We start from the raw sequence: 23,760 nt of genomic DNA, 5'->3' as shown, positions 1-23,760 counted from the left end.
TGTACTCAATGTCCCGTATAGCAAATAAACCTATTGTTATACCAAACGGAGTAGAAGTAAAAGTTGAGGGAAATGTCTTAAAAGTAAAAGGACCACTTGGTGAATTAAAACAAGATTTTTTACCATACGTTAAAGTTGAAATTAATGGTAATGAAATGAATGTAAAACCTAATGTTGACTACATGAAAAGAAGATCAGATTTGAAAAAGATGAAGATGTTTACAGGAACATATTGGAGATTATTTAACAATATGGTAATTGGAGTTACTAAAGGATTTAAAAAAGAACTTGAAATCGTTGGAATAGGTTACAGGGCACAATTACAAGGAAAGAAACTTGTTATGAATCTTGGATATGCCCATCCAGTTGAAATGGAAATTCCTTCTGATGTAAAAGTAGAAGTACCAAGTCCAAATAAAATAATTGTTAGTGGAATTGATAAACAAAGAGTAGGACAAGTTGCAGCAGATATTAGAAAATGGAGAGAACCAAATGTCTACTCAGGAAAAGGTATTAGATACGTAGGAGAAGTAGTAAGATTGAAAGAAGGAAAGAAAGCATAAAGGGGGTACACTGAGATGATAAAAAAAGAGAACAGGAATTGGAGAAGGAAAAAGAGACACCTAAGTATCAGAAAAAAAATCCATGGAACTGCAGATAGACCAAGATTGTGTGTATACAAGAGCGAAAAACATATTTATGCTCAAATAATAGATGATGATAAGGGACACACATTGGTTGCAGCATCAACATTGGATAAGGAATTAAGAGAAACTTTGAAAAAGACCTGGAACAAGGAAGCAGCAAGAGAAGTTGGGAAATTAATTGGTAAAAGAGCAATTGAAAAAGGCATTAAGAAAGTAGTATTTGATAGAGGTGGTTACAGATATCACGGGAGAGTTGCAGAACTTGCAGAAGGTGCCAGAGAAGCAGGCTTGGAATTTTAAGGGAGGTGCACTGAATGGCAGACATTGCACAGAAGATAAGAAATACAAGGGAAGACTTTGAAGAAAGAATAGTTGAAATAAGAAGAACAACAAAAGTTACTAAGGGTGGAAAAAATTTATCATTTAGAGTTTTAGCTGTTGTTGGGAATAGAAATGGAAAAGTAGGAGTTGGAGTAGGTAAAGCAAGAGAAGTGCCAGATGCAATAAGGAAAGCTTTATCAGCTGCAAGAAGAAATGTATTTGAAGTACCAATTTATAACGGAACAATTCCTCACGAAATTGTTGGAAGACAAGATGCAGCAAAAGTTTTACTTAAACCAGCAGCACCTGGTACAGGTATAATCTCAAATGGAACCGTCCGTGCTGTTGTTGAACTTGCAGGAATTCACAACATTCTTACAAAAACAAGCGGTTCAACAAACCCTGTTGTGTTAGCACAAGCAACAGTTAATGGTTTGAAAAACCTCCTATCATTGGAAAAAATTGCACAGTTGAGAGACATTACTCCACAAGAAGTTATCTATGGTGTAAAAAAGGAGGGTTAATAAATGAAAAAATTAAAAATTACACTTGTTAAAAGTCCAATAGGTTATAAATATGATCAAAAAGATACAGTAAAAAGATTGGGATTAAGAAAGTTAAATTCTACAGTAATAAAAGATGATGTTCCTCAAATTAGAGGTATGATTAGAAAAGTTAGGCATTTAGTTAAGGTAGAGGAAATAGAGGAATAAGGAGGTAATATAATATGAGGTTATCAGATATAAGACCTACTCCTGGTTCCATGAGAAAAAGAATTAGAGTGGGTAGAGGAATTGGTTCTGGAAAAGGAAAAACATCTGGTAAGGGTCACAAAGGTCAAAAAGCAAGAGGAACTGGAAAAGTTCATCCATGGTTTGAAGGTGGCCAAACACCTATTCATAGAAGACTTCCAAAATTTGGATTCAAAAACTTTGCTAAGAAAGTATATACAGTTGTTAACGTTGAAGATCTTGAAAGAAAATTTAATTCTGGTGATGAAGTGACACCTGAAAAATTGCTTGAAGTTGGTTTAATTAAGAAAATAAATGATGGGGTTAAAATTTTAGGAAATGGAGAAATAACAAAACCTCTGACGGTAGTAGCCCATGCCTTTAGTTCAAGTGCCAGGAGGAAGATTGAAGCCGTAGGCGGCAAGGCAGAGGTGATTTAATAATGTGGAAAGCGTTAAAGAACGCATTTAAAATTCCTGAATTACGCGACAGAATAGTATTTACTCTGTTAATGTTAATTGTTTTTAGACTAGGTATATATATTCCGGTTCCTGGGGTGAACTTAAAGGCATGGGGGGCTGCCTTTTCTCAAATGGGCACAGGTAGTGCAGGTGGTTTATTAAGTTTTTATGATGTCTTTACCGGTGGGGCATTTAAAAGATTTTCTATTTTTGCTTTGAGTGTTACACCTTATATTAATGCATCTATTATTTTGCAATTACTTTCTTCAGTTATTCCTTCATTAAAGGAAATGTTGAAAGAAGGAGAAGAAGGAAGAAAGAAATTCCAAAGATTAACGAGAAATTTAACAGTTTTACTTGGTGCACTTCAAGCATTTGTTATTTCCTTTGGGCTTGCAAGAGGGTTTGAAAATATTCTTGTCATTCCACTTTGGACATTTGTATTTTTGGCAACAGTTTCTCTTCTTGCAGGGACTATGTTCTTACTTTGGATTGGTGATAGGATTACCGAGAAAGGTATTGGAAACGGAATTAGTGTTTTAATATTTGCTGGAATAGTTGCAAGATATCCAACTTACTTTAGAACAGCAGTTCTTGGCGGTTTGAATATCTTTGAATGGATTTTCTTACTTGGTGTAATGTTCTTGATGGTTATTGGAATTATTTATGTACAACAAGCAGAAAGAAGAATAATGGTTCAATATGCTTCAAGAATGGTTGGAAGAAGAATTTATGGTGGAACATCAACCCATATACCAATTAAAGTTAATCACAGTGGTGTTATACCTATAATTTTTGGTTGGGCAATTGTTTCCATCCCGGTTGGAATCGCACAACTTACAAACTCTGAGACAGCAAAATCCTTATTTTCAATGACCAGTCCATTAGTAATTACAATTTATGCAGTGTTGATCTTCTTCTTTACATACTTTTATAGTGTTGTTGTTTTTGATCCAAAAGATATTGCACAGAATATTAAGAGCTACGGTGGTTACATTCCTGGTATAAGACCTGGAAAACCAACAGAACAATATATAACAAGAGTATTAAATAGAATAACATTTGTCGGAGCACTCTTTTTGGTAGCAATAGCACTTGTTCCTTATCTTGTTCAAGGTGTAACGGGAGTGAATATTTGGTTAGGTGGAACAAGTGCCTTAATTGCAGTTGGTGTGGCTCTTGACATAGCTCAACAAATGGAAGCACACTTGATTATGAGAAATTACGAAGGTTTTGTTAAAAAGGGTAAACTCCCAGGAAGGAGATGATCAATATATGAATATAGTCTTCCTGGGGCCCCCCGGGGCAGGTAAGGGGACTTACGCTAAAAGGTTAGTAGAAATGCTCAATATTCCACATATATCAACTGGTGATATGTTTAGAGAAGCAGTTGCTTCTAAAAGTGAGCTTGGAAAAAAGGTTGAGGAAATTTTAAAACGTGGGGATCTAGTACCAGATGATTTAACTAACTCAATTGTCAAAGAACGATTATCTAAAGAAGATTGTAAAAATGGATTTATCTTAGACGGTTTTCCAAGAACGGTAGCTCAAGCAAAAGCATTAGATGAGATAATGAGTTCGCTTGGGAAAGATTTAGATTACGTGATTTATTTTGAAGTTGATGAAGAGGTAGTAGTTAAGAGAATTAGTAATAGAAGGATATGTAGTAATTGTGGAAAGATATACAATTTAATTACACTACCTCCAAAGGTTGATGGGAAATGCGATGTCTGTGGTGGTACGCTTTACCAAAGAGAAGATGATAAAGAAGAAGTAGTAAGAAAAAGATACAGAATTTATATGGAAAATACATATCCTGTAATAGAATATTATCAAAAATCTAACAAACTTTTTACAGTTAACGGTGCTTTAGATGTTGATTCAGTAATAAAAGAAGTATTAAATATTATCAGAAGGTGAGGAAGTTGATTTATATTAAATCTAAGGAAGAAATTGAAAAGATAAAAATAGCTTCTCAAGCGGTTGGAACAATATTATCCGAGGCTAAAAAAGTAGCAGTTGAAGGAGCTAGCGCTTGGGATATTGAGCTTCTTGCTGAAAAAATTTTGAAAGAATTGAAATGTGCTCCTGCATTTAAAGGTTATAATGGTTATCCATATATTACAACTGTTTCAGTAAATGACGAAATTATTCATGGTTTTCCATTGAAAAAGAAAGTATTTAAAAAAGGAGATATAGTTTCAATAGATGTTGGAGCAATATATGAAGGGTACTATGGTGATGGAGCGTATACGTATATAATCGGTGAAACAGATGAAATTGGTACAAAGTTAGTAGAAATCACAAAAAAGTCTTTGGAAATAGCTATAAAGACTGTAAGAGCTGGAATTAGATTAGGAGATGTATCATACGAGATACAAAAATATGTTGAAGAAAATGGATTTAATGTTGTTAGAGATTTTGTGGGGCATGGAGTCGGAAAAAAATTACACGAAGATCCTCAAATACCAAATTATGGTAAAAAAGGAACGGGAGTAATACTCAGAGAAGGTATGACAATTGCTATAGAACCAATGGTTACTGAAGGCGGCTGGCACGTAGTAATTTTGGATGATGGTTGGACTGTGGTTACTAAAGATGGGAAAAGAGCGGCACATTTTGAGCACACATTGTTAGTAAAAAAGGATGGATGTGAAGTTTTAACCCGGCGGGGTGATGGATTTGTCGAATAAGGAAGATATTATCAAGATGGAAGGTACAATTGTTGAGGCTTTACCTAATGCGATGTTTAGAGTAGAGCTTGAAAACGGCCACAAAATTTTGGCACATATCAGTGGAAAAATGCGGAAGAATTTTATAAGGTTAGTGCCTGGAGACAAAGTTGTTGTTGAACTTACTATCTACGACTTAACTAAGGGAAGAATAGTCTATAGGAAAAAGTCATAAAAAGAAAGGAGAGAGGAATCATGAAAGTACAATCCTCAGTTAAGAAAAGATGCGAGCATTGTAAGATAATAAAAAGAAAAGGAAGAGTATACGTAATTTGTAAAGTAAATCCAAAGCATAATCAGAAGCAGGGTTGAGGAGGGAGATAGATGGCTCGTATCGTCGGTGTTGAAATACCAAACGATAAGAAGGTAGAAATAGCGCTTACATATATATACGGTATTGGTAGAACAAGAGCAAAGCAAATTTGTGAAGCAACAAATATCGATCCAGATAAAAGAGTTAGAGAATTGAACGATGAGGAAATCAGTAAAATAGCAACATACATCCAACAAAATTTCAAAGTTGAAGGTGAATTGAGAACTGAAGTTATGCAAAATATAAAAAGGCTAATTGACATTGGATGTTATAGAGGATTTAGACACAAATTGGGCTTGCCGGTTAGAGGTCAAAAAACAAAATCAAATGCAAGAACTAGGAAAGGTCCAAGACCAAGCAGAATTAAAAAGAAAAAATAGGGAGGGACATAAATGGCCAAAAAAACACGTAGAGTTGTAAAAAGAAAAAAGAAATTAACAGTTGATCGTGGAGTAGTTCACATAAAATCAACATATAACAATACAATAATTACTTTGACCGATCCAGATGGTAAAGTAATCACCTGGGGTAGTGGAGGAACTGCTGGGTTTCAAGGAACAAGAAAAGGTACCCCATATGCAGCACAGCTTGCAGCCGACCAGGTTGCTAAAGAAGCAGTCAAGCTTGGTATGAAAAAAGTTGACATTTTGGTAAAAGGCCCAGGTTCAGGAAGAGAAGCTGCAATAAGGACATTCCAAGCAGCTGGACTCGAGATAGGAGTAATAAAAGATGTTACACCAATTCCATTCAATGGCTGCAGGCCAAAGAAGAAAAGAGTTTAAGGGAGGGAAATAAATGGCTAGATATACAGGTCCACAATGTAAACTTTGCAGACGCGAAGGAATGAAGTTGTACCTGAAAGGTGAAAGGTGCTTTACAGATAAATGTGCTTTTGATAGAAGACCTTTTGCTCCAGGTGATCATGGAAGAGACAAGAAAAAATTAACTCAATATGGAATTCAATTAAGAGCTAAACAAACAATGAAGAGAATCTACGGAGTTCTTGAAACACAATTTAGAAGATATTATGAAACAGCTTCCAGAAAATCAGGAGATACCCGTGAAAATCTTGTAGTTCAAGTAGAAAGAAGACTCGATAACGTAGTATATAGACTCGGATTTGCAGTTAATAGAACAACTGCAAGGCAACTAGTAAATCATGGACATGTTTTGGTAAATGGTAGAAAGGTTACTATTCCTTCTTACCAAGTAAGACCAGGAGATGTAATAGAAATAAGGGAGAAGAGTAGAGATATTTTACCAGTTAAAAATGCAATTGAGTTGAATAAAGATAAAAATACAATGCCATGGCTCACAGTTGATTATGAAAATTATAAAGGTACATACGAAAGAAATCCAAAACTAGAAGAAGTTATTGATCTTCCAGTTGATGTACAAGCAATTATCGAATTGTACTCGAGGTGATAAAATATGGAATTTGTTATGCCTAAAAGACTTAAGATGGAGGAGCACAAAGAATCGGATGATTACTATTATGCACGTTATGTGCTTTCTCCTCTTGAAAAAGGTTATGCTACAACAATTGGAAATACATTGAGAAGAGTTTTGTTATCATCGATACCTTCTCTTGCAATAACGGATGTAAAATTTGTAAGGCCAGAAAAATATCATGAATTTGATACTATCGAAGGTGTAAAAGAAGATATTCTTGAGATTCTTTTAAATTTAAAAAAAGTTCAGCTTTCAATGGAAGATTATGTAGAAGAGCCTGTTGAGTTGACAATTCAACATAAAGGTGCTGGTGAGATAAAAGCAGGAGATATAATAGTCCCAGCAGGTGTGAGCGTAACAAATCCTAATTTACATATTGCAACTTTAAATGAAGATGCAGATCTGGAAATAAAGCTTTATGCAACTATAGGAAAAGGATTTGTACCAGCAGCAGAAAGAAATGAAAAACCTGATATAGGTTGGATAGTTTTAGATGGAGTTTATAATCCAGTTTTAAAAGTTAACTGGATTGTAGAAAATGTTAGGGTTGGTAAAAAGACAGACTATGATAAGTTAGTATTGGAAATATGGACAAAGAAGAATATTAAGCCATCAGATGCATTAAAGAAAGCTGTTAAAATAATAAACGATCACTTTAGGATTATTGAAGAAAGTTTTGGAGAATTTGATGAAGAAAAGGATATTGCTGAAGTGAGTGAAGTAAGTTCAATTGAAGAAGAAGAGGTTGTTGATGAGAACGATATTTTGAGTAGAAAAATTGATGAGTTAGATTTATCAATGCGTGCACTAAATTGCTTAAAACGCGATAAAATTGAAACAATTGGTGATTTGTTGAGTAGAGGAGAAGAGGAACTATTAAAAATCAAAAATTTTGGTCAAAAATCACTTGATGAAGTAAAAGAAAAGTTGATGGAAAAGTTTGGGCTCAGCTTCGGAAAGGGGGAAAGTTGAAATGAGACATCGAATGAAAAGACACAGAATAGGTAGATATGGAAGCCATAGAAAAGCAACTTTAAGAAATCTCTCAAGAGAAATTGTTGAACATGGTAGTATAATTACAACAACTCCAAAGGCAAAGGCTGTACAAATTTTCTTTGAAAAATTAATGACAAAGGCTGTAAAAGCAAAAAAAGCTGATAAAAAGGAACGAGAAGTTGCATTGAGAAGAGAAATATTCAAAGCACTTGGAGATAGAAGATTGGTAAACAAGTTAGTTGATGAAATTGCTCCAAAATGCTTGGACAGACAAGGTGGATATACAGCAATTTATAAGGTTGGCCCAAGAAGAGGCGACGGCGCAGAAATGTCATTAATTAAGCTTGTAATAGAAGAGTAAGGGGGAATACCCCCTTTTTTACTCTTGAGGAGGTGCGGTATGGAAATTAAAGAACTTGGTGTTGATAAAAACATTGTGACAAAAGAATTTATATTTGATTCTGCAGAGATACAAAGAGCTGAAAAGAGAACATTAAACGAACTTAATAGAAAGTACACTATAGAGGGATTTAGGAAGGGTAAAGTTCCTCTTTCTGTTTTTAAAGCTAGATTTGGAAAAGATTTTTATGATTATTTTGTTTTCGAACAATTAGTTGAGGAAATATATAAATCTTTTGAGGAAGAGTCAAATTTGTTACTTATACCAGAAATTGCAGAAAAAGAAATAAATAGTGAAAGTGCGAAAATAGTTGTTAATTTTCACAAAAAACCAGTAGCTAAAGTAGATTTTGAGAAAATTAAGGTAAAAGTAGCAAACAAAGATCAAGTTTTAGAAAATTATCTTGATTTAAGATTAAAAACATTAAGAGAGGAAAATGCAGTATTAGAGCCAAAAGAAGGGCCAGCAGAGTTTGACGATTTAGTAAGAGTTAAGACGTACGTAACTAACAAAGAAACAGGTAAGGTTTTGGTTGATGGTAATGAAGATGAGTATGTACTTTATAAAGATGATGAAAGACCTACAATTCAAAATCTTGTAGGGCACAAAAAAGGCGATGTTGTTGAATTTGATAGAGAATTTCAAAAAGATGAAGAAGAAAAAATAGTTTATCACTACAAAATAGAGATTTTAGATGTTTACAAGAGAATTCTTCCAGAACTTACCGATGAATTTGTAAAGAATAATTTGACTGAAATGCATTTAGAAACACTTGATGAATTGAAAAATAAAATTTTAGAAGAAGGTACAAAAATATACGATGATGAAATAAAGCATTCAATTAGAGAACAAATTCTTGCACAACTTCCAGAAGCAACAGAATTGTTTATTTCAGAAAAAACAATTGATTATGCAGTAAGATTGATTGTAAATAACATGAAAGAAGAAGGGAAATACGAAGAGTACGTAAAAAAATATGATAATGAAGAAAAGGCTAAAGAAGCAATTAGAGAATACTATGTTAGCGAATTGAAAAAGGAAGCAGCAATTGAAAAGATTGCTAAAGAATACGATATTGAAAGAAAAGCAACTGATGAAGAGCTTGAAAAATATGCAGAAATTCTTGCTCCATATTGGGGTATTAGTGTTGAAAGAGCTAAAGTATTAGTTAAAGAAAGGGCAGAAGTAAGAAATGAAGTAGAAAATATGATTTTTGTTGATAAGGTTTTAGATAAGATTTCAGAAAATGTTGAGAAGGAAATCGTTGATATAAACAAAGAAGGTGGCGAGGATGAAGGAAATAATTAATCAGTACGTTCCAATGGTTGTTGAAAGTAATGGAAAATATGAGAGAGCATACGATATATACTCAAGACTTCTTAAAGATAGAATAGTATTTTTGGGAAGTGCAATAGATGATCATGTCGCTAATTTGGTTGTAGCCCAGCTTTTGTTTTTAGAGGCAGAAGATCCTGATAAAGATATTCAACTTTATATAAATTCACCTGGTGGTTCTGTAAGTGCAGGGCTTGCTATATATGATACAATGCAGTATATAAAATGTGATGTTGCTACGATTTGTATTGGGCAGGCTGCTTCTATGGGAGCTGTTTTGCTTGCAGGAGGTACAAAAGGAAAGAGATTTTCTTTGCCAAATAGCAGAATAATGATTCATCAACCACTTGGCGGGGCAGAAGGTCCTGCAAAAGATGTGGAGATAATGACAAAAGAGCTTTTAAGAATAAAAAATAAAATTAATGAGATACTAAGTTTTCATACAGGCCAACCAATCGAAAGAATTGAAAAAGACACAGATAGAGACTTTTTTATGACACCTGAAGAAGCTTTGGAATACGGTTTGATAGATAAAGTTATAAAACCAGAAGATAGAAAATGATTTATGGTATAATGTAGATGATAAGGATTTTTTGAAGGAGGTAAAAAAATGTCAGGTCACAACAAGTGGGCAAATATTAAGCACAGAAAAGCTGCCCAAGATGCGAAAAAATCAAAGATCTTTACAAAATTGATTAGGGAGATTATAGTTGCTGCTAAAGAAGGTGGGGGAGATCCAGAAACAAACCCAAGATTAAGGGCAGTCTTAGAAAGAGCAAGAGCAGCAAATATGCCTAAAGATACAATTGAAAAGTCAATTAAGAAAGGTACCGGAGAATTAGAAGGTGTAGACTATCAAGAAATCATATATGAGGCATATGCTCCAGCTGGAGTGGCTCTTTACATTTATGCAATGACAGATAATAAAAATAGAACTGCTCAAGAGTTGAGACACCTTTTAAGTAAACACGGTGGTTCATTAGCAGAAAGTGGTTCAGTTGCATGGCTATTTGAAAGAAAAGGAATCATTGAAATTCCAAAAGAGAAAATTGCTGATTTTGAGGAATTTGCAATGGTTGCAATCGATGCTGGTGCAGAAGACATAATTGAAGATGATCCAATTCAAGTTATTACAGCTCCAGATATGTTAACTGAAGTAAAGGATAAATTAGCAGAAAACGGTTTTGAAGGTGAAGCAAAAGTAACGTTTATTCCAAAAAATACTGTTAAAGTAACAGGGGCAGATGCTGAAAAAGTATTGAAATTGGTTAGTGTTCTTGAAGATAATGATGATGTACAGGAAGTTTATGCAAACTTTGAAATTGATGATAAAGAGCTTGAAGAAATAATGTCAAAACTAGAAGGATAAGATGAAAAAAATTGTAATATTTTTCTTTTTATTTCCTCTAACAATTTTTTCAAATATTTTAGGTTTTTGGGTTGATCCATTTAATGCATTATATGGATTTAGTATAAGTCAAAATATAGAATTTTGGAATATAAAAGCCCTGCTTCGTTATGATTTGCCTGTTAAATGGGAGCAGGGCTTTCCATTATTGAGGCCAGAACAATTAAATATTAATTTTGAATTATATTCTGAAACATACTCGGTTGAGTATGGTTATTTCCATAAGAAGATACCATTTTATGTAAGTGTAAATCCTTATGAAAAAAATTTAAATATTGTTTGGGGATTTACTGGCTTTTATGGCAATTATAGTTACTTTAATAGTGATATTTTTGATTTTATATTTAGAGAAGATATGTACGGCTTTGCATTAAAATATAATGATTATAGATTCTTTTTCGAAAATAGTACAGAAAATATTTTGGGGTTTGAATATAATGGTATAGTTGTTTATTTCGATAGATTTGGTTTAGAAATTGCATTAAATATTAACAATGAAAATATGGGCTTTTATTTTGTACCGGTTAATGGAAATTTTGGTTTTGTTTTAAAAGATAATGAAAATTTTTTGTTTTTAAACGATGATGAGGTAAATTTTAAATGGAAATGGGGTGAGATATATGTCGTTGGAGGATTTCAAAAAGAAAAGAGACAGTTTTCAATTGAATTCTCTATCTGGTAATACACGAGAATTTCCAATGGAAGAATTTAACTGGTTTTTGGAAGTTGTAAAAAAAGATTTCAATTTTGATCTTACAGGTTATAAACCACATAGAGTTAAAAGAAGAATAGAGATGTTAATTAGAAAGTATGGTTTAAAGTCATACAAAGAGTATTATGAGCTTATAAAAAAAGATGAAAAAAAGAAGGATGAATTTTTTGATAGGATGACTATAAATGTTACTGAGTTTTTTAGAAACCCAGAAAAATGGTGGGAACTTAGAGATAAATTTATACCTGAACTTTTAAAGGAAAGTGGTTCAAAGTTTAAGGCATGGAGTGCAGGATGTTCAACAGGAGAAGAACCATACTCTCTTGCAATACTTCTTGAAGAACTAAAGGCACCATCTAGTGCAAAAGTTCATGCAACGGATATTGACATTGGTGTTCTTACTAAGGCAAGAATGGGTGAATATGAGGAAAGATCATTTGTAAGTACTCCACCACAATATTTAAAAAAATATTTTGAAGTAACTAGTAGAGGGACATACAGGGTAAAACAAAATGTGAAAAATAGAGTAATTTTTAAAAGGCACAACCTTCTCCAAGATAGATTTGAAACTGGATATGATTTGATTCTTTGTAGGAATGTTGTTATATATTTTGAAATGGAGACAAAAATGGAATTGTATGAAAAATTTGCAAAAGCTCTTAGACCGGGTGGAATATTATTTATTGGAAATACGGAAAGGATTTTTAATTACAGACAACTTGGATTTGAAGTTGTATCACCATTTATATACAGGAAACTGTGAGGTGGTTTTTTGTTCTGGCTTACTCTTGCTTTTGTTATTGATCAAATTACAAAATATATTGCAACAGAGTATTGGAGATTTAATCCAACGCGGCTTTTTAACTTTTTTTATTTAACGTATGAAACAAATAAAGGTGTAGCATTTGGTTTGTTTTCCAGCTCTAAGGAAATAGTTATTTATTTAACGCTTGCGATTATTATTGGTCTTTCAATTATACCGCTTTTTAAGAAGTTAACTTTCTGGACAAATATGTTTTTAGGATTTATTATAGGCGGAGCTCTTGGCAACGTTGTTGACAGAATAAGATTTGGTTATGTTGTAGATTTTATAACTATGCCTTACTGGCCTACTATTTATAATTTAGCAGATTTTTTTATTTTAGTTGGTGGGATCGGTATAGGATTAGTACTTCTTTGGAGGAGAGATATTGGAGATCAACGTAACAGCGAGAGAGAAAGGTTGGAGATTGGACAAATTCGTTCAGGAGAAAGCACCGAGTTGGATTTCAAGGACGTACATTCAGAAAGCGATAAAGAGTGGAGAGATAAGAGTAAATGATGAAATAAAAAAGCCAAGTTATAAATTAAAACTCGGTGATGTTGTTTTTTTGGAATTTCCAGAAAAACCTAAGGAAGTAGAAATTTTACCTGAAAATATCCCACTGGATATTTTATATGAAGATAAAGATATTGTTGTTGTAAATAAAAGTGCGGGAATGATAACCCATCCAACACCATCTTTTATATCTGGCACGCTTGTAAATGCGTTAATGTATCATTGCAAAGATTTTCAAGGTATAAGTGGGGAATTGAGACCTGGAATAGTACATCGCCTTGATAAAGATACAAGTGGTGTTATCGTAGTTGCAAAAAATGATAAGGCTCATCAGAGTTTATCAAAGCAATTTAAAGATCGAGTAACCGAGAAAGTTTATGCGGCAATTGTAAAAGGTATAGTAAAAAAAGATTATGGAACTATAGAAGTTCCAATTGGAAGAAATCCAGTTGTAAGAACCAAAATGGCCGCAGTTGATTGGGGTAAAAATGCACTTACGTATTTTAAGGTTTTAAGAAGATTTAAAGACGCAACGCTTGTTTTTGCATACCCTAAAACTGGAAGAACACATCAAATAAGGATACATATGAAATACATAGGCCACCCATTATTAGGTGATGAATTATACGGCAGCGGAAAGAAAGATGAAGTTTATGGCGCTACAAGGCAGATGCTTCATGCGTTAAAACTCTCTTTTTATCATCCTACAACAGAAGAAAAAATGACATTTGTAGCTCCTCTTCCAAAAGATTTTAAAAGAGTTTTAAAGATTTTATCTGAAATTTATTGATTTTTATTGATAAAGTGCTATAATTAGACTATAAAGGCATTAAATGCCTTATTTTTCTTTTTTATTAATGTTAGGGGGTGTTATCTGTGGGGATTGACGAGATTTTCAGGATAATTGAAGATGAGAAAATCAGATTTGTAAGACTCCAGTTTTCCGATATTAACGGAGCTTTGAAGAATGTAGAAATTCCATCTGCAGATTTGAAAAGGGCCTTTGAAAAAGGTATTATGTTTGACGGCTCATCAATTGAGGGGTTTGTTAGAATTAACGAATCTGATATGTATTTAAAACCAGATCCGGATACCTTTGCAATTTTACCATGGACTCTTGAAGGACAAAGAAGTGCTAGAATTATTTGCGATGTTTACAAGCAAGATGGCACTCCTTTTGAAGGTGATCCACGTTTTAGATTAAGAAAAGTGATGCAAGAAGCAAAAGATATGGGATTTGTCCCACATGCAGGTCCAGAAGTTGAATTTTTCCTTCTTCCAAGAAAGAACAATAAACCTTCGTTTGAGTTCTTAGATGAAGGTGGATATTTTGATCTTTTGCCAGTAGATATTGCAGAGCATTTAAGAAGTGAAGTTGCAGTTATGCTTGAGGAAATGGGAATAGATGTTGAAGCAACTCACCATGAGGTTGCACCATCCCAACATGAAGTTGATTTTAGATACAGTAATGCACTTTCTGCGGCAGATGCAGTTCAAACAGTAAAACTGGTTATAAAGACTTTAGCAATAAAAAATAATCTATATGCAACCTTTATGCCCAAACCATTTTTTGGTGTAAATGGTAGTGGTATGCACGTACACGTAAGTTTGCTGTCAACTGATTTGCAAAAAAATATGTTTTTTGATGAAAAGAGTGGAGACATTTCTGAATATATGAGATACTTTATTGGTGGAATATTAAAATATTCAAAGTCAATTACTGCTGTTACCAATCCGACAATTAATAGTTATAAAAGGCTTGTTCCAGGATACGAAGCACCGGTAAATATTGCATGGTCTCTTGCAAATAGATCAGCCCTTGTTAGAGTTCCTGCGGCAAGGGGAATGGGAACAAGAATTGAATATAGATCTCCAGATCCTTCTTGTAATCCTTACCTTGCATTAGCAGTGATAATTAAAGCTGGATTACAGGGAATAAAAGACAAAATAGAGCCACCTCTTCCAGTTGAAAAGGATATTTATCACATGAAAGAAGAAGAAAAGGATAATTTTGGAATTGATCATTTACCTTCAAATTTGAAAGAAGCTTTAGATGAAATGGAAAAATGCGAGCTAATAAAAGAAGCTTTGGGGGAGCATATTTTTAATAAATTTTTAGAAATGAAAAGACTTGAGTGGAAGGATTTTTCAATTGCAGTTACAGAATGGGAAAGGCAAAGATATGAAATAATATAATATAAAATTAAAGAGGCCAACTTATTTGGCCTCTTTTTCTTTAAAATATTTAAGTGCGCCAGAAATGTCAGAGAGTTTTTTGTTTTTATTTGCTGGATATCCAAAAAAATTATGTTTTTCGCACAGTTCTATAAATTCATTTATCATTTGGCTGTTATCAAAAAAGGGTGAAAAAATATAATCTGTAACAAGGACAAATTTACCTTGGTTTTGGATTTTTTGTATGTATTTTAGTCTATTTAAAGTAATTTTTTCATCAATTCTTTTCTTGTATTTAAAGAATAAAGATTCTATTCCTATACCATCGATAGCATTTATATAATTGTTTGAAATATCATAATATAATATATTTTCTCCGTTTTGTGGCACGACTAAAAAATTTCCTTTACTTTTTACATAATTTGATATTTGAAAGACAAAGTCAATCATCTGCAATGCTGTAAATTCTTTTGGGTATCCATTTTCTGACCAATAAACGAATGAATCGATTAGATCGAGGTAGAGACCGTCTACTTCATATTTCAAGATTTCATCAATCATATTAAAAACAATATTTTGCCATTCTTTATGCCAATACTTTACTTTGTAATTTCCAGGCCACTTTGGATTTTCACTTCCTAGCCACTCAGGCGGATTTTTATCCCACTCTTTTTTCCAATAACTTCTATAATCTTCGGCTTCACCTATGCTTAAGTAAGAAAGGATTGTTGTTCCATTTTCCTTAAGTTTTTTAATATAGTATATATCCTTTTCATCAATATCTTGGACATCAATAATCAAAAATTTAGGCTTGTAGTATGAATATATTGTTCTTAAATTGATTTTTTGAAGTTGATATATAAGAGGTACCTCAACTCTTTCAATGGATAATGGTTGTATAATTAAAAAGAGTAGTATTCCAATCGTAAGTAGCTTAATAAAATTTTCCACATTTTCACCTCAAAAAGAAAATTTTCATTCTTTTCCCTTGCATTTGGATTATGTATATATCATTTTCGAGATAAAAAGAAACAATTTTACCTCCAATTATTTTCTCTATTGGAAGTTTAGTTTTTAAAAGAAAGTATTTGGGCATTAGTGAATAATTTGGAATTGTTATTTCTATATAATTTTCATTTATCTTGTATTCGTATTTTTGAGTTAAATAGTCAAGAAAGTAAGGATATGCTTCAGAAGCTGTATAGTTTTTTAGCCAAGGCATTTTAGATTTTATTTTGTAGTAAAATCTATCAAGTATAGTTATTAATTCTTCCCAATCTTTTTGCATTGGGTTTCTGTCTTTTGCAAAAAAATCGTCGGGATGTATAAAGTGTTGAAAGCTTCCAAAATTTGCAAGTGTATTTATACTAGAAATTAGGATTCTTTTTAATGGATAATAACCATATGTAGATCTTGGTATGATCACAACGTTGCTATTGTAAATCATATATTCTGAAAATTCATCTGTGGAACTATACGTTGTCCCTATAGTGGTAACTTCAGGTAAGGCTTTTATAAGGTTTTGAATACCATATTCATCTATTATGTTATTTGGTGCCACATAGCTATTTAAAAATATTTTATGACCCAATATTGATTCTAAAAATTTTTTAGCTGATCTAAGACTTTCAACTATATTTTGAGGGTTTGGCCAATTTTCCTTTGTTAAAGATAAATGATTATATCCATGAAGTCCTAATTCAAAATCTGAATTATCTATTTCTATAAGAGTATCTTTTGGAAAATGAGTTATTAGATATTCGGAAAATTCAAAAGGAGGATTGCTGACTCCATTATAACTTAACGGTGTTACTATTGTATATTTAATGTTGTAACTTTTTGCAAAAGCTTTTATATCTTTCCACCACATCTTATAGTAAAAATCTGTGTCTATTACATCTCTTTTTGTTACATTATATGAGGGGATTGGAAAGTCATCAAGATAAAATATAAAAGAATTAAGAAATCCAGATATATTAAAATCCTGCATTTCAAGAATACACTGAAGAATTAATCCTCTTGTTTCCTTCATTATTATTGGTGGATATATATAACCTATGTAACCATTTCCTTCTTTTTTGTACCAAACGGCTGGGATAGGTTTGCTTCCAACAAGATTTGCAAGTACTATGTTTGAGGTGTCAAGATCAACATTAAAGTCAATATCAAAATCTATATCAAATTCGCATCCTTTATCTGTGTTTGACAAGAAGAACAATTCTTTATTGAATAATATTTTTTCGATGTTGTTTTTTTCAATTACTATATTTTTATTCCATGGAGTGTTGTATGGATCTGTTATGAATAACAATGTTCCACCGTTATTTATAAATCTTTTAATAGTATTAGTATGTATAAATTTTGAATCAGTTATCCATATTATGTATCTAAAAGGTGTAAGATCTATATATGAATGGTCAAAAAAATTTTCAACGTAAACTGTTTCAAAATTTATTTTGGCATATCCAAGTAATTTTTTTAGTTGAAATTGCTTTTCAAGATAAAGTTCTTTGTCATATTTATCGCAAACAACTAAAATTTTATTTTCCCTTCCAACTTTTTTGTTTGTAAGATAGTGCAATATTTTTTGAATATCTAGTATAACATTTCCTTTATTGTCAATAAAACTATTGAATATTGCACCGCCACCGTTTTTTGAGAGAAAAATCATTGGATATTTTTTATCAACTGTTTTAAAAGAAAGGATTATTTTAGTCTCTTTACTAAATACTTCATATTCTTCAACTGGCCTGCTTAGACCAGTGCTTGGAGGTGTTGTAAAAAAGTTTTTATCGTATTCTATATTATAAGTGCTCAACTGTTTGTATCCATATTTGTAATGTACACCAATTTTGTTGAAAACATTATTTACTTCCCTTGCATCTGCATTTGCACCAATATTGTTAAAAAAGAAAAAAGTTCCACCATTTTCTATAAATATTGAAAGCTGCCTAAGATATAATACAGAGTTTTCAAGATCATTTGAATAATACCAAGTTATTATTGTTGAAAAGTCATTAGAATTTATACGGTAAAAGTTCATTCTTTCAACATCAAGCAATTCATACTTTATTTTATTTTTCTCAAGATAGGGAATTACATAGTCTTTTAACATGTATTCTCCATATTGTTCAGAGCCTTTGTAGAGAAGAAGAAACTTTTTTTGTGAAAATGTAATAATACTAATTACCGCTAAAAATATTATTAATACTTTCTTCATTTTAACTCCTCCCTAATTTTTTCTAGTTCGTTTAGCCTAAGATAATATCCTTCTTCAAGATCAACCTTTTGTCTTGAATATTCTATTTGTATAATTTTGTTGACCCTTTTTTTGAGCAAGCAATATGAAATAAAGGTTCCAATTGCAAATGAAAATGCATAACCTGAACCAAGGGCTGCATACCCAATTTTGTTTATAAATATAGTACTTAGTAGAGCATTTAAACCTAAGACACTTAGATTTATTGCAAGGGCAAGATTTCTAAAATCAAAATAAAGTATTAACAAAAGCATCATTAAATAAAATCCATTAAGCATGGCACCTATTAATCCAAGACGAAGTATAGGTTTTGAAAGTTGATTAGAAAATGGTAGCAACTCAAGTTCATTAAGGATGAAGAATACTGTTGTTATAAGTGCTTGAATTTTTATTGTAAGGCTTATATTTTGCTTTAATTCTTTTTCCATAGAATTTTTTAATAGAATTATTTCAGATAAAACGTAACCTTTGATCAAAGAGTCATAAAAACTTTTGTATTTTTTGTAGAATCTAGTTTCTAAAACAAGAATAAACATTGTTATTGTTGGAATTATAGTAAGATAAGAAAAAAACATTGGACTATCATATACATATGAAAATTTAAATCCACTAATTGGTTCTTCACCAAATTTTGGATGATTCCAAACTATTATGTCATCTATCCATATTGAAAGATAGTAAGTAAAACCAATTAATAGGTTTTGCCAGTAGTTTTTAACTTCTTTCACCCATTCAAAGGAAATTTTTTTGGAACTTGAGCCAAAATAATAAATAACTACGAATACGTTTATTATTATTCCTATATTTACTGCGATTGCATAACCTATAATTCCAAAATATTTTGCTAGGATTATTGAAGAAATGCCCATAGTTAAATATGAAAATATATACCAATTTACTGAATCAGTGGCAAGCGATGATATCGATATTAACCATAACGTCGTAAGTGAAGTGGTTAAATAGGAAAAGGAAAGAATGAATTTGATGCCGTGTTTAAAGATTAGAAAAAATATTAGAAGATAAGTAATTACAATTAAGTTATTTACTAGGATTATTGAAAGTGTTTCAGGAAGTATTTTTTCATATTTTTTCGAATATATAAGATCTGAGGTTCTTCGTGAGAGAAACATGGAAAAAATACCAGAAAAGATAATTGAAAGTATGAATGCATATATAACAGCCATATTAAAGTATATATCTGCTGACTTTAGAAAATATATAACAACCCATAAAGATATAGTTGTTATTATCCAAGGCCCCGACGATGTTAAAATTGAATATATTACTGCAAGAACGTCTGTTGATATTTGATTTTTGTAGAATAATTTATTAAGTTTGAAGCCCACGCCTGCCATTTAATTCACCACCGAGAGATATAGTTTTTTGTAGTTTTCTATCATTTGATCCAATCTATACCTCATCTGTACACGTTTCTTTCCAGTTTCTGATGCGTTGAGTCTAAATTTATCATTTTCATACATATAAATTATTGCATTTGCAAGTGATATAAAGTCTTTTGGTTTTACTACAATTCCGGCAGGTGATATAAAATCTTCTTTGCTTCCATATATAAGTTCCCTGCATGCACCAACATTAGTAGATACTACTGGTATACCTACGGCAAATGCTTCTAATATTACAAGGGGTTGACCTTCGCTTACACTGGATAGAATCATTAAATTTATTTCTGGGTAATATTCTTTTACATCAACCATACCAGTAAATTCAACTGTATCTTGCAAATTTAGAATATCAACTAACTCTTTGCACTCTCTAAAGTATTCAGGCTCTTCATCTGTTGGTCCAATAATAAAGAGCTTAAAATCTTTTATTCTTTGCTTTACAATTTTTGCAGCCTTAATTGCTGTTTTAATATCCTTTATTTCCACAATGCGTCCAACTAGACCAACATTGAATGGAGTTTTTCTTTTCCTATATGTAAGATTTGAAAATTTGTTAGTATCTATACCGTTGGGAATAATTAAGAATTTTTCTTCTATAGAACAAAATTCTTTTTCATATTTTTGATTTTCACTGAATAAAGTTGTTATTTTGTCAGAGCCTTTGTAAACTACAGAACTTATTGTATTAAATAACTTAATCCAACCTGTTTTGAATTCTTCTTTTATCCAATCAGCTCTTAAGATTTCAAGCTGCCTTTCTCTATGGTATATCCCATGCTCAGTAAGTATTACAGGGATATTGTATTTTAAACCATTTAGAATGGCCGAAATGCCAGCATAACCGGTTGTAATAGTATGATATACATCACACTTTGGAAGATCAACTGTCATAGAATTTAAAAATGGAATAAGCATTGAGTATAATGTCCAATAATAGTTTGTAAAGTTTTCATATGGAAGATACTTTTCGTAAAAACTTACAATCGTGTCCCAATAATATTGAGATTTAAATATACTTGTAAAATCAAGAGAGGGATTTTTTTTAAATAATTCATATAGATCTTTGCCCATAAGGTTTTCATCAAATGGATAAGAAATTATATTTTCCAAAGCATTTGTAATTTCTTTTCCTATTTTTCTTTTTTTAGGAAATTTATAGTTTGCAAAAAGATAATATTCAAAATAATCTGTGATGTTATCTGGAAATTTATACTTTGGGGATTTCTTTTTTGGAACATCGCCAACGTGGATAACACAAAATTCTACATCTTTCATATTTGAAATTAAAGAATTTCCCCAACTTGAAACACCGCCTACAATATAAGGATAAGTTCCTTCAAAAATTATTCCAACTTTCAATTTGTTCACCTTCTATTAATTTTTGCAATTCTTCTTTTGAAATGTTTTTATGTTTAAGAATATAGAGTCCTAACCTTTGTGTTTGGGTAAGATTAAGTTTTTCTAATTCATTGGTAAGGATTAAAAATTTAAGATTTTCAGCAAAATCATGCTTTTTTCTTTCTTTTAATATCGAAGATATTTTTATTAATTCTTCAACATCTTTGATATCATCTATTGTAAGATTGTTTTTTTTGTAAAGTTTGTCGTAAAGTTCGGTCATTTTAATGTAAAGACTTCTCTTGTCAAATGGAAGTTTTTTAAGTTCTTCAGCCGATGTTGTCTCAACTTGGTTTATATTAACAATAATAACTAAAAATATTAGTATTAATACCAGACTAAAGAGTACTTTATCCAATTTTATCCCTCCAATAAGATTTTGAGGCTTTCGTTTTTGAATGTGTATTTATAGCTATGAAATTCTGTTAACAACTCTTTTACTTTAGAATGTTTTCTATATTTTAGATAATAGAGTATAGCTATTTCAAAAAGTTCTCTAGATTTAATTTTTGAAAGTTTTAGTTCCAGTAGTTTTTCAATTTTTTCATGTTCTTCTAGATCTTCTAGAATTTTAATAAGTAATGTAAGGGCATCTATATTGTATGGATATTTTTTAATAAAATCTTCTAGAAATTTTTTTGTGTTGTTTAACAATTCAATTTTTTGTTCTTTTTCTAAAAATGGAGAGTTTGCGTAATAGTAAGAGTATCTTGCATAATCAACAGAATTTTTATCTTTTGATTCATATAGTTTTCTCAGTAAAATTTTTTCAAGATAATTTGAAGCTTCAGTTGCATAAAGAATTACATCTTGATCGTTTTCTTTGGATATTGTTGTATAAATCATTTTAAGACCTTCATTAAAATCAATTTCCTCTTTTGATGTAAGCTCTAAAATTAATCTTGTGGCTTCTTTTTTTTGCCCCTTATCACCATACTTTAAAATTACATGAAAAGGTGCAAGATCAATTGTTTTATACGAAGGATTGATAGTTTCTATTGGTTTGTACTCAAAATCCAATGGTACGTAATGAGGCGTTTGCCCTTTTAAAATAAAAAATTGTATAAGTGGAAGATAAGGGAACATGAAAATTGAAAGGATTACTTGAAACAAATCAAGCTTATATATTATTGTAATAAGAGCATTACCTATCAGATATAACAGAAAAAGAATTAAGAAATATTCCTTATGTATTAGAGAAAATAATCCAATTAAAAATAATATAAATTCGAGAACAAAGAATTTTCTCATTCTTTTGTATATGCCTCCTCGATTTCTATTTGTTTAAAATCTTTTAATTTATCTAGGACTCTTTTTAGTCCTATGGAATTACATGACGTTAGAACTATTTTTAATTCTGAATTTTTTTCGTCAAAAAATACAAAATCTGTTTCGCGGATGAATTTTTTGATATTTTCTATGTTAGAAATTTCTTTAACCTTTGCTTTTATAAATGAATAAGGGATTTTAAACCTTTCAAACCTTTCTTCTATCTTTTCAAAAATAAAGTTAAATTTTTCAATATCGTTTTTAATTATTTGATTTTCAAGCTCTGATGAAACATATAACATGTTTGATAGCCAGTCAGATAGTATTTTAAGATATGTTTCTGTGTTTTTGTTTATTTTTTCAGGGTCTATATTTTCTATAACTATAAACCCTAAGATCTTTCCCATATGTTCAATTTTTGAAGCCATGGCGGGCTCAAATGAAAAATCTATATCAATATTAGAAAGGTATAATATACTAGCAGAGGCAAAGCCTAAATCTTTTGCGGTTGAAAGTACTTTGGATTTTTCAAGAGGGAAAGAATTTGGAAGAATTTGTGGGCCTTTTCTTACTTTTAGTCTTAAAAAGTCGTTATTGCTTAATGTATATATAGACACTGTTTTTGCTTCAATAAAATCATAAATTAATTCAACAGCTTCATTAAAAATATCTTCTGGATTATTGTACTCAATGTCTTTAAGCTTATCGACAAATATGGAAACACCTTTATTTTCCAGTAGTAGCTTATTTTGCAAGTCATTTGTTAGATTTTCATATTTTCTAATGGTATCTTCTAATGTTTCAATTTTTTTGGAAAGTATTTTTATTTTTTCTTCTTGTTCATTTATTGTTTGAATGTAGCTATCTCTAAAAAACGCAATAAGAAAACCGAGGGAAAGAACGAAGAGTGGTATTTTTAACACTGGCCAAGAAAATAAAATTAAGTAAACGTTTAGGCCATATTGAATATGTATAGATAAAAAGTAAAAAAATGTACTCAATGTTGCAGAAACAAAGAATATATTTGTTCCGTATCTAATAGCAACATATAAATTTAATATTAGATAGGGATTAGGGTTTACAGTAATATAGCCATAGTTTTTAAATAATAAATCAAGGATAAATATTATTAGATTTATTATTGAAAGTTCAAGAAAGCTGTATAAATGTTTTCTTTCCATTTTTTCACCATCCTAAAATATATTATATCAAATAATCTTGTATTAATAATTTTTAAAGAAAATTAAGAAAAATAATACTTTTATTACAATTTTTATTAGGAAAAAGTGGTTAAAATGTTTTAAAATAATATCAGAAGATGGTTGAAAAATAATTTTGGAAGATTCCATAGCTGTGTTGACAATAATGTAAATTAATTTTACAATAAATAACGAAAATGAATATTGTGATAATAATGGGTTTCGATTCTA

The 23,760-nt window shown here is 31.2% G+C and carries 30 protein-coding genes; 23 read left to right on the top strand and 7 right to left on the bottom strand.

From position 1 onward, the window contains the following. Positions 1–8: 8 nt before the first annotated feature. The 23 genes from rplF to HNP65_RS03150 all read left to right on the top strand — a co-directional run bounded on the left by rplF (position 9) and on the right by HNP65_RS03150 (position 15,022). On the top strand, positions 9–563 hold the full coding sequence (gene rplF / locus HNP65_RS03255) for a 50S ribosomal protein L6 (protein ID WP_004101466.1): 555 nt from the start codon (positions 9–11) through the stop codon (positions 561–563). A gap of 15 nt (positions 564–578) precedes the next feature. Beyond that, complete coding sequence (gene rplR / locus HNP65_RS03250; RefSeq protein WP_004101467.1) at positions 579–947, top strand: 50S ribosomal protein L18; 369 nt, start codon at positions 579–581, stop codon at positions 945–947. 14 nt (positions 948–961) lie between these two features. Further along, positions 962–1,492 (top strand): 30S ribosomal protein S5, encoded by a 531-nt coding sequence (rpsE, locus tag HNP65_RS03245; protein WP_004101468.1) that lies wholly within the window; start codon positions 962–964, stop codon positions 1,490–1,492. A 3-nt stretch (positions 1,493–1,495) separates the two neighbouring features. After that, the gene (gene rpmD / locus HNP65_RS03240; RefSeq protein ID WP_004101469.1) at positions 1,496–1,681 is read left to right on the top strand and encodes a 50S ribosomal protein L30; all 186 of its coding nucleotides are present in this window, start codon (positions 1,496–1,498) and stop codon (positions 1,679–1,681) included. 14 nt (positions 1,682–1,695) lie between these two features. Beyond that, on the top strand, positions 1,696–2,139 hold the full coding sequence (rplO, locus tag HNP65_RS03235; protein WP_184618912.1) for a 50S ribosomal protein L15: 444 nt from the start codon (positions 1,696–1,698) through the stop codon (positions 2,137–2,139). A gap of 2 nt (positions 2,140–2,141) precedes the next feature. Continuing rightward, a complete protein-coding gene (secY, locus tag HNP65_RS03230; protein WP_126992596.1) occupies positions 2,142–3,428 on the top strand; it encodes a preprotein translocase subunit SecY in 1,287 nt (428 codons plus the stop codon). A 7-nt stretch (positions 3,429–3,435) separates the two neighbouring features. Then, a complete protein-coding gene (locus HNP65_RS03225; protein WP_184618911.1) occupies positions 3,436–4,080 on the top strand; it encodes an adenylate kinase in 645 nt (214 codons plus the stop codon). A 5-nt stretch (positions 4,081–4,085) separates the two neighbouring features. Next, positions 4,086–4,853 carry a type I methionyl aminopeptidase gene (map, locus tag HNP65_RS03220; RefSeq protein ID WP_184618910.1) on the top strand — a complete coding sequence of 256 codons (768 nt, stop codon included), beginning with the start codon at positions 4,086–4,088 and terminating at the stop codon, positions 4,851–4,853. Continuing rightward, positions 4,837–5,067 carry a translation initiation factor IF-1 gene (gene infA, locus HNP65_RS03215; RefSeq protein WP_038042330.1) on the top strand — a complete coding sequence of 77 codons (231 nt, stop codon included), beginning with the start codon at positions 4,837–4,839 and terminating at the stop codon, positions 5,065–5,067. Before map ends, infA begins: the two co-directional genes overlap by 17 nt. Positions 5,068–5,087: 20 nt before the next feature. Next, positions 5,088–5,204: a 50S ribosomal protein L36 gene (rpmJ, locus tag HNP65_RS03210; protein WP_012057198.1), complete on the top strand. Its 117-nt coding sequence runs from the start codon at positions 5,088–5,090 to the stop codon at positions 5,202–5,204. Positions 5,205–5,216: 12 nt separating this feature from the next. Next, positions 5,217–5,585: a 30S ribosomal protein S13 gene (gene rpsM, locus HNP65_RS03205; RefSeq protein ID WP_004101491.1), complete on the top strand. Its 369-nt coding sequence runs from the start codon at positions 5,217–5,219 to the stop codon at positions 5,583–5,585. Between the two features lie 12 nt (positions 5,586–5,597). Further along, the gene (gene rpsK, locus HNP65_RS03200) at positions 5,598–5,987 is read left to right on the top strand and encodes a 30S ribosomal protein S11 (protein ID WP_012580084.1); all 390 of its coding nucleotides are present in this window, start codon (positions 5,598–5,600) and stop codon (positions 5,985–5,987) included. Between the two features lie 13 nt (positions 5,988–6,000). Continuing rightward, complete coding sequence (gene rpsD / locus HNP65_RS03195; protein WP_004101494.1) at positions 6,001–6,630, top strand: 30S ribosomal protein S4; 630 nt, start codon at positions 6,001–6,003, stop codon at positions 6,628–6,630. Positions 6,631–6,636: 6 nt separating this feature from the next. Continuing rightward, a complete protein-coding gene (locus HNP65_RS03190) occupies positions 6,637–7,629 on the top strand; it encodes a DNA-directed RNA polymerase subunit alpha (protein WP_184618909.1) in 993 nt (330 codons plus the stop codon). Position 7,630: 1 nt separating this feature from the next. Then, positions 7,631–8,014 (top strand): 50S ribosomal protein L17, encoded by a 384-nt coding sequence (rplQ, locus tag HNP65_RS03185; protein WP_184618908.1) that lies wholly within the window; start codon positions 7,631–7,633, stop codon positions 8,012–8,014. A 39-nt stretch (positions 8,015–8,053) separates the two neighbouring features. Beyond that, a complete protein-coding gene (locus HNP65_RS03180; protein ID WP_184618907.1) occupies positions 8,054–9,361 on the top strand; it encodes a trigger factor in 1,308 nt (435 codons plus the stop codon). Next, a complete protein-coding gene (gene clpP, locus HNP65_RS03175; RefSeq protein WP_004101502.1) occupies positions 9,345–9,950 on the top strand; it encodes an ATP-dependent Clp endopeptidase proteolytic subunit ClpP in 606 nt (201 codons plus the stop codon). Before HNP65_RS03180 ends, clpP begins: the two co-directional genes overlap by 17 nt. A 48-nt stretch (positions 9,951–9,998) precedes the next feature. Further along, complete coding sequence (locus tag HNP65_RS03170; protein ID WP_012580086.1) at positions 9,999–10,757, top strand: YebC/PmpR family DNA-binding transcriptional regulator; 759 nt, start codon at positions 9,999–10,001, stop codon at positions 10,755–10,757. 1 nt (position 10,758) lies between these two features. Further along, entirely contained in the window at positions 10,759–11,478 is a 720-nt protein-coding gene (locus HNP65_RS03165) for a hypothetical protein (protein WP_184618906.1), read from the top strand. Further along, positions 11,417–12,271: a CheR family methyltransferase gene (locus HNP65_RS03160; RefSeq protein WP_184618905.1), complete on the top strand. Its 855-nt coding sequence runs from the start codon at positions 11,417–11,419 to the stop codon at positions 12,269–12,271. Before HNP65_RS03165 ends, HNP65_RS03160 begins: the two co-directional genes overlap by 62 nt. Before the next feature lie 9 nt (positions 12,272–12,280). Then, positions 12,281–12,829, top strand: a complete 549-nt coding sequence (lspA, locus tag HNP65_RS09765) for a signal peptidase II (protein WP_246348161.1) — start codon at positions 12,281–12,283, stop codon at positions 12,827–12,829. Continuing rightward, positions 12,738–13,616: an RluA family pseudouridine synthase gene (locus tag HNP65_RS03155; protein WP_246348182.1), complete on the top strand. Its 879-nt coding sequence runs from the start codon at positions 12,738–12,740 to the stop codon at positions 13,614–13,616. The genes lspA and HNP65_RS03155 overlap by 92 nt, the downstream gene beginning before the upstream one ends. 86 nt (positions 13,617–13,702) lie before the next feature. Then, positions 13,703–15,022: a glutamine synthetase beta-grasp domain-containing protein gene (locus HNP65_RS03150; protein WP_184618903.1), complete on the top strand. Its 1,320-nt coding sequence runs from the start codon at positions 13,703–13,705 to the stop codon at positions 15,020–15,022. A 21-nt stretch (positions 15,023–15,043) separates the two neighbouring features. Here the strand turns inward: HNP65_RS03150 and HNP65_RS03145 are convergent, their stop codons facing one another. The 7 genes from HNP65_RS03145 to HNP65_RS03115 are packed head-to-tail and all read right to left on the bottom strand — an operon-like array spanning position 15,044 to position 23,511. Continuing rightward, positions 15,044–15,952 carry an MJ1477/TM1410 family putative glycoside hydrolase gene (locus HNP65_RS03145; protein ID WP_184618902.1) on the bottom strand — a complete coding sequence of 303 codons (909 nt, stop codon included), beginning with the start codon at positions 15,950–15,952 and terminating at the stop codon, positions 15,044–15,046. 4 nt (positions 15,953–15,956) lie between these two features. Further along, complete coding sequence (locus HNP65_RS03140) at positions 15,957–18,221, bottom strand: DUF2194 domain-containing protein (protein ID WP_184618901.1); 2,265 nt, start codon at positions 18,219–18,221, stop codon at positions 15,957–15,959. After that, positions 18,218–19,615 carry an exopolysaccharide Pel transporter PelG gene (pelG, locus tag HNP65_RS03135; protein WP_184618900.1) on the bottom strand — a complete coding sequence of 466 codons (1,398 nt, stop codon included), beginning with the start codon at positions 19,613–19,615 and terminating at the stop codon, positions 18,218–18,220. Before pelG ends, HNP65_RS03140 begins: the two co-directional genes overlap by 4 nt. Beyond that, positions 19,616–21,031, bottom strand: a complete 1,416-nt coding sequence (gene pelF / locus HNP65_RS03130) for a GT4 family glycosyltransferase PelF (RefSeq protein ID WP_343043455.1) — start codon at positions 21,029–21,031, stop codon at positions 19,616–19,618. It lies immediately after the preceding gene. Next, on the bottom strand, positions 21,000–21,419 hold the full coding sequence (locus HNP65_RS03125; protein WP_184618898.1) for a hypothetical protein: 420 nt from the start codon (positions 21,417–21,419) through the stop codon (positions 21,000–21,002). The genes pelF and HNP65_RS03125 overlap by 32 nt, the downstream gene beginning before the upstream one ends. Before the next feature lie 2 nt (positions 21,420–21,421). Then, the gene (locus HNP65_RS03120) at positions 21,422–22,312 is read right to left on the bottom strand and encodes a hypothetical protein (RefSeq protein ID WP_184618897.1); all 891 of its coding nucleotides are present in this window, start codon (positions 22,310–22,312) and stop codon (positions 21,422–21,424) included. Further along, a complete protein-coding gene (locus HNP65_RS03115; protein ID WP_184618896.1) occupies positions 22,309–23,511 on the bottom strand; it encodes a hypothetical protein in 1,203 nt (400 codons plus the stop codon). Before HNP65_RS03115 ends, HNP65_RS03120 begins: the two co-directional genes overlap by 4 nt. Positions 23,512–23,760 lie beyond the last annotated feature (249 nt).

Source organism: Thermosipho japonicus (assembly GCF_014201655.1).
GTDB classification, from domain to species: domain Bacteria; phylum Thermotogota; class Thermotogae; order Thermotogales; family Fervidobacteriaceae; genus Thermosipho; species Thermosipho japonicus.
This window is presented reverse-complemented; position numbering and strand designations above follow the sequence as displayed.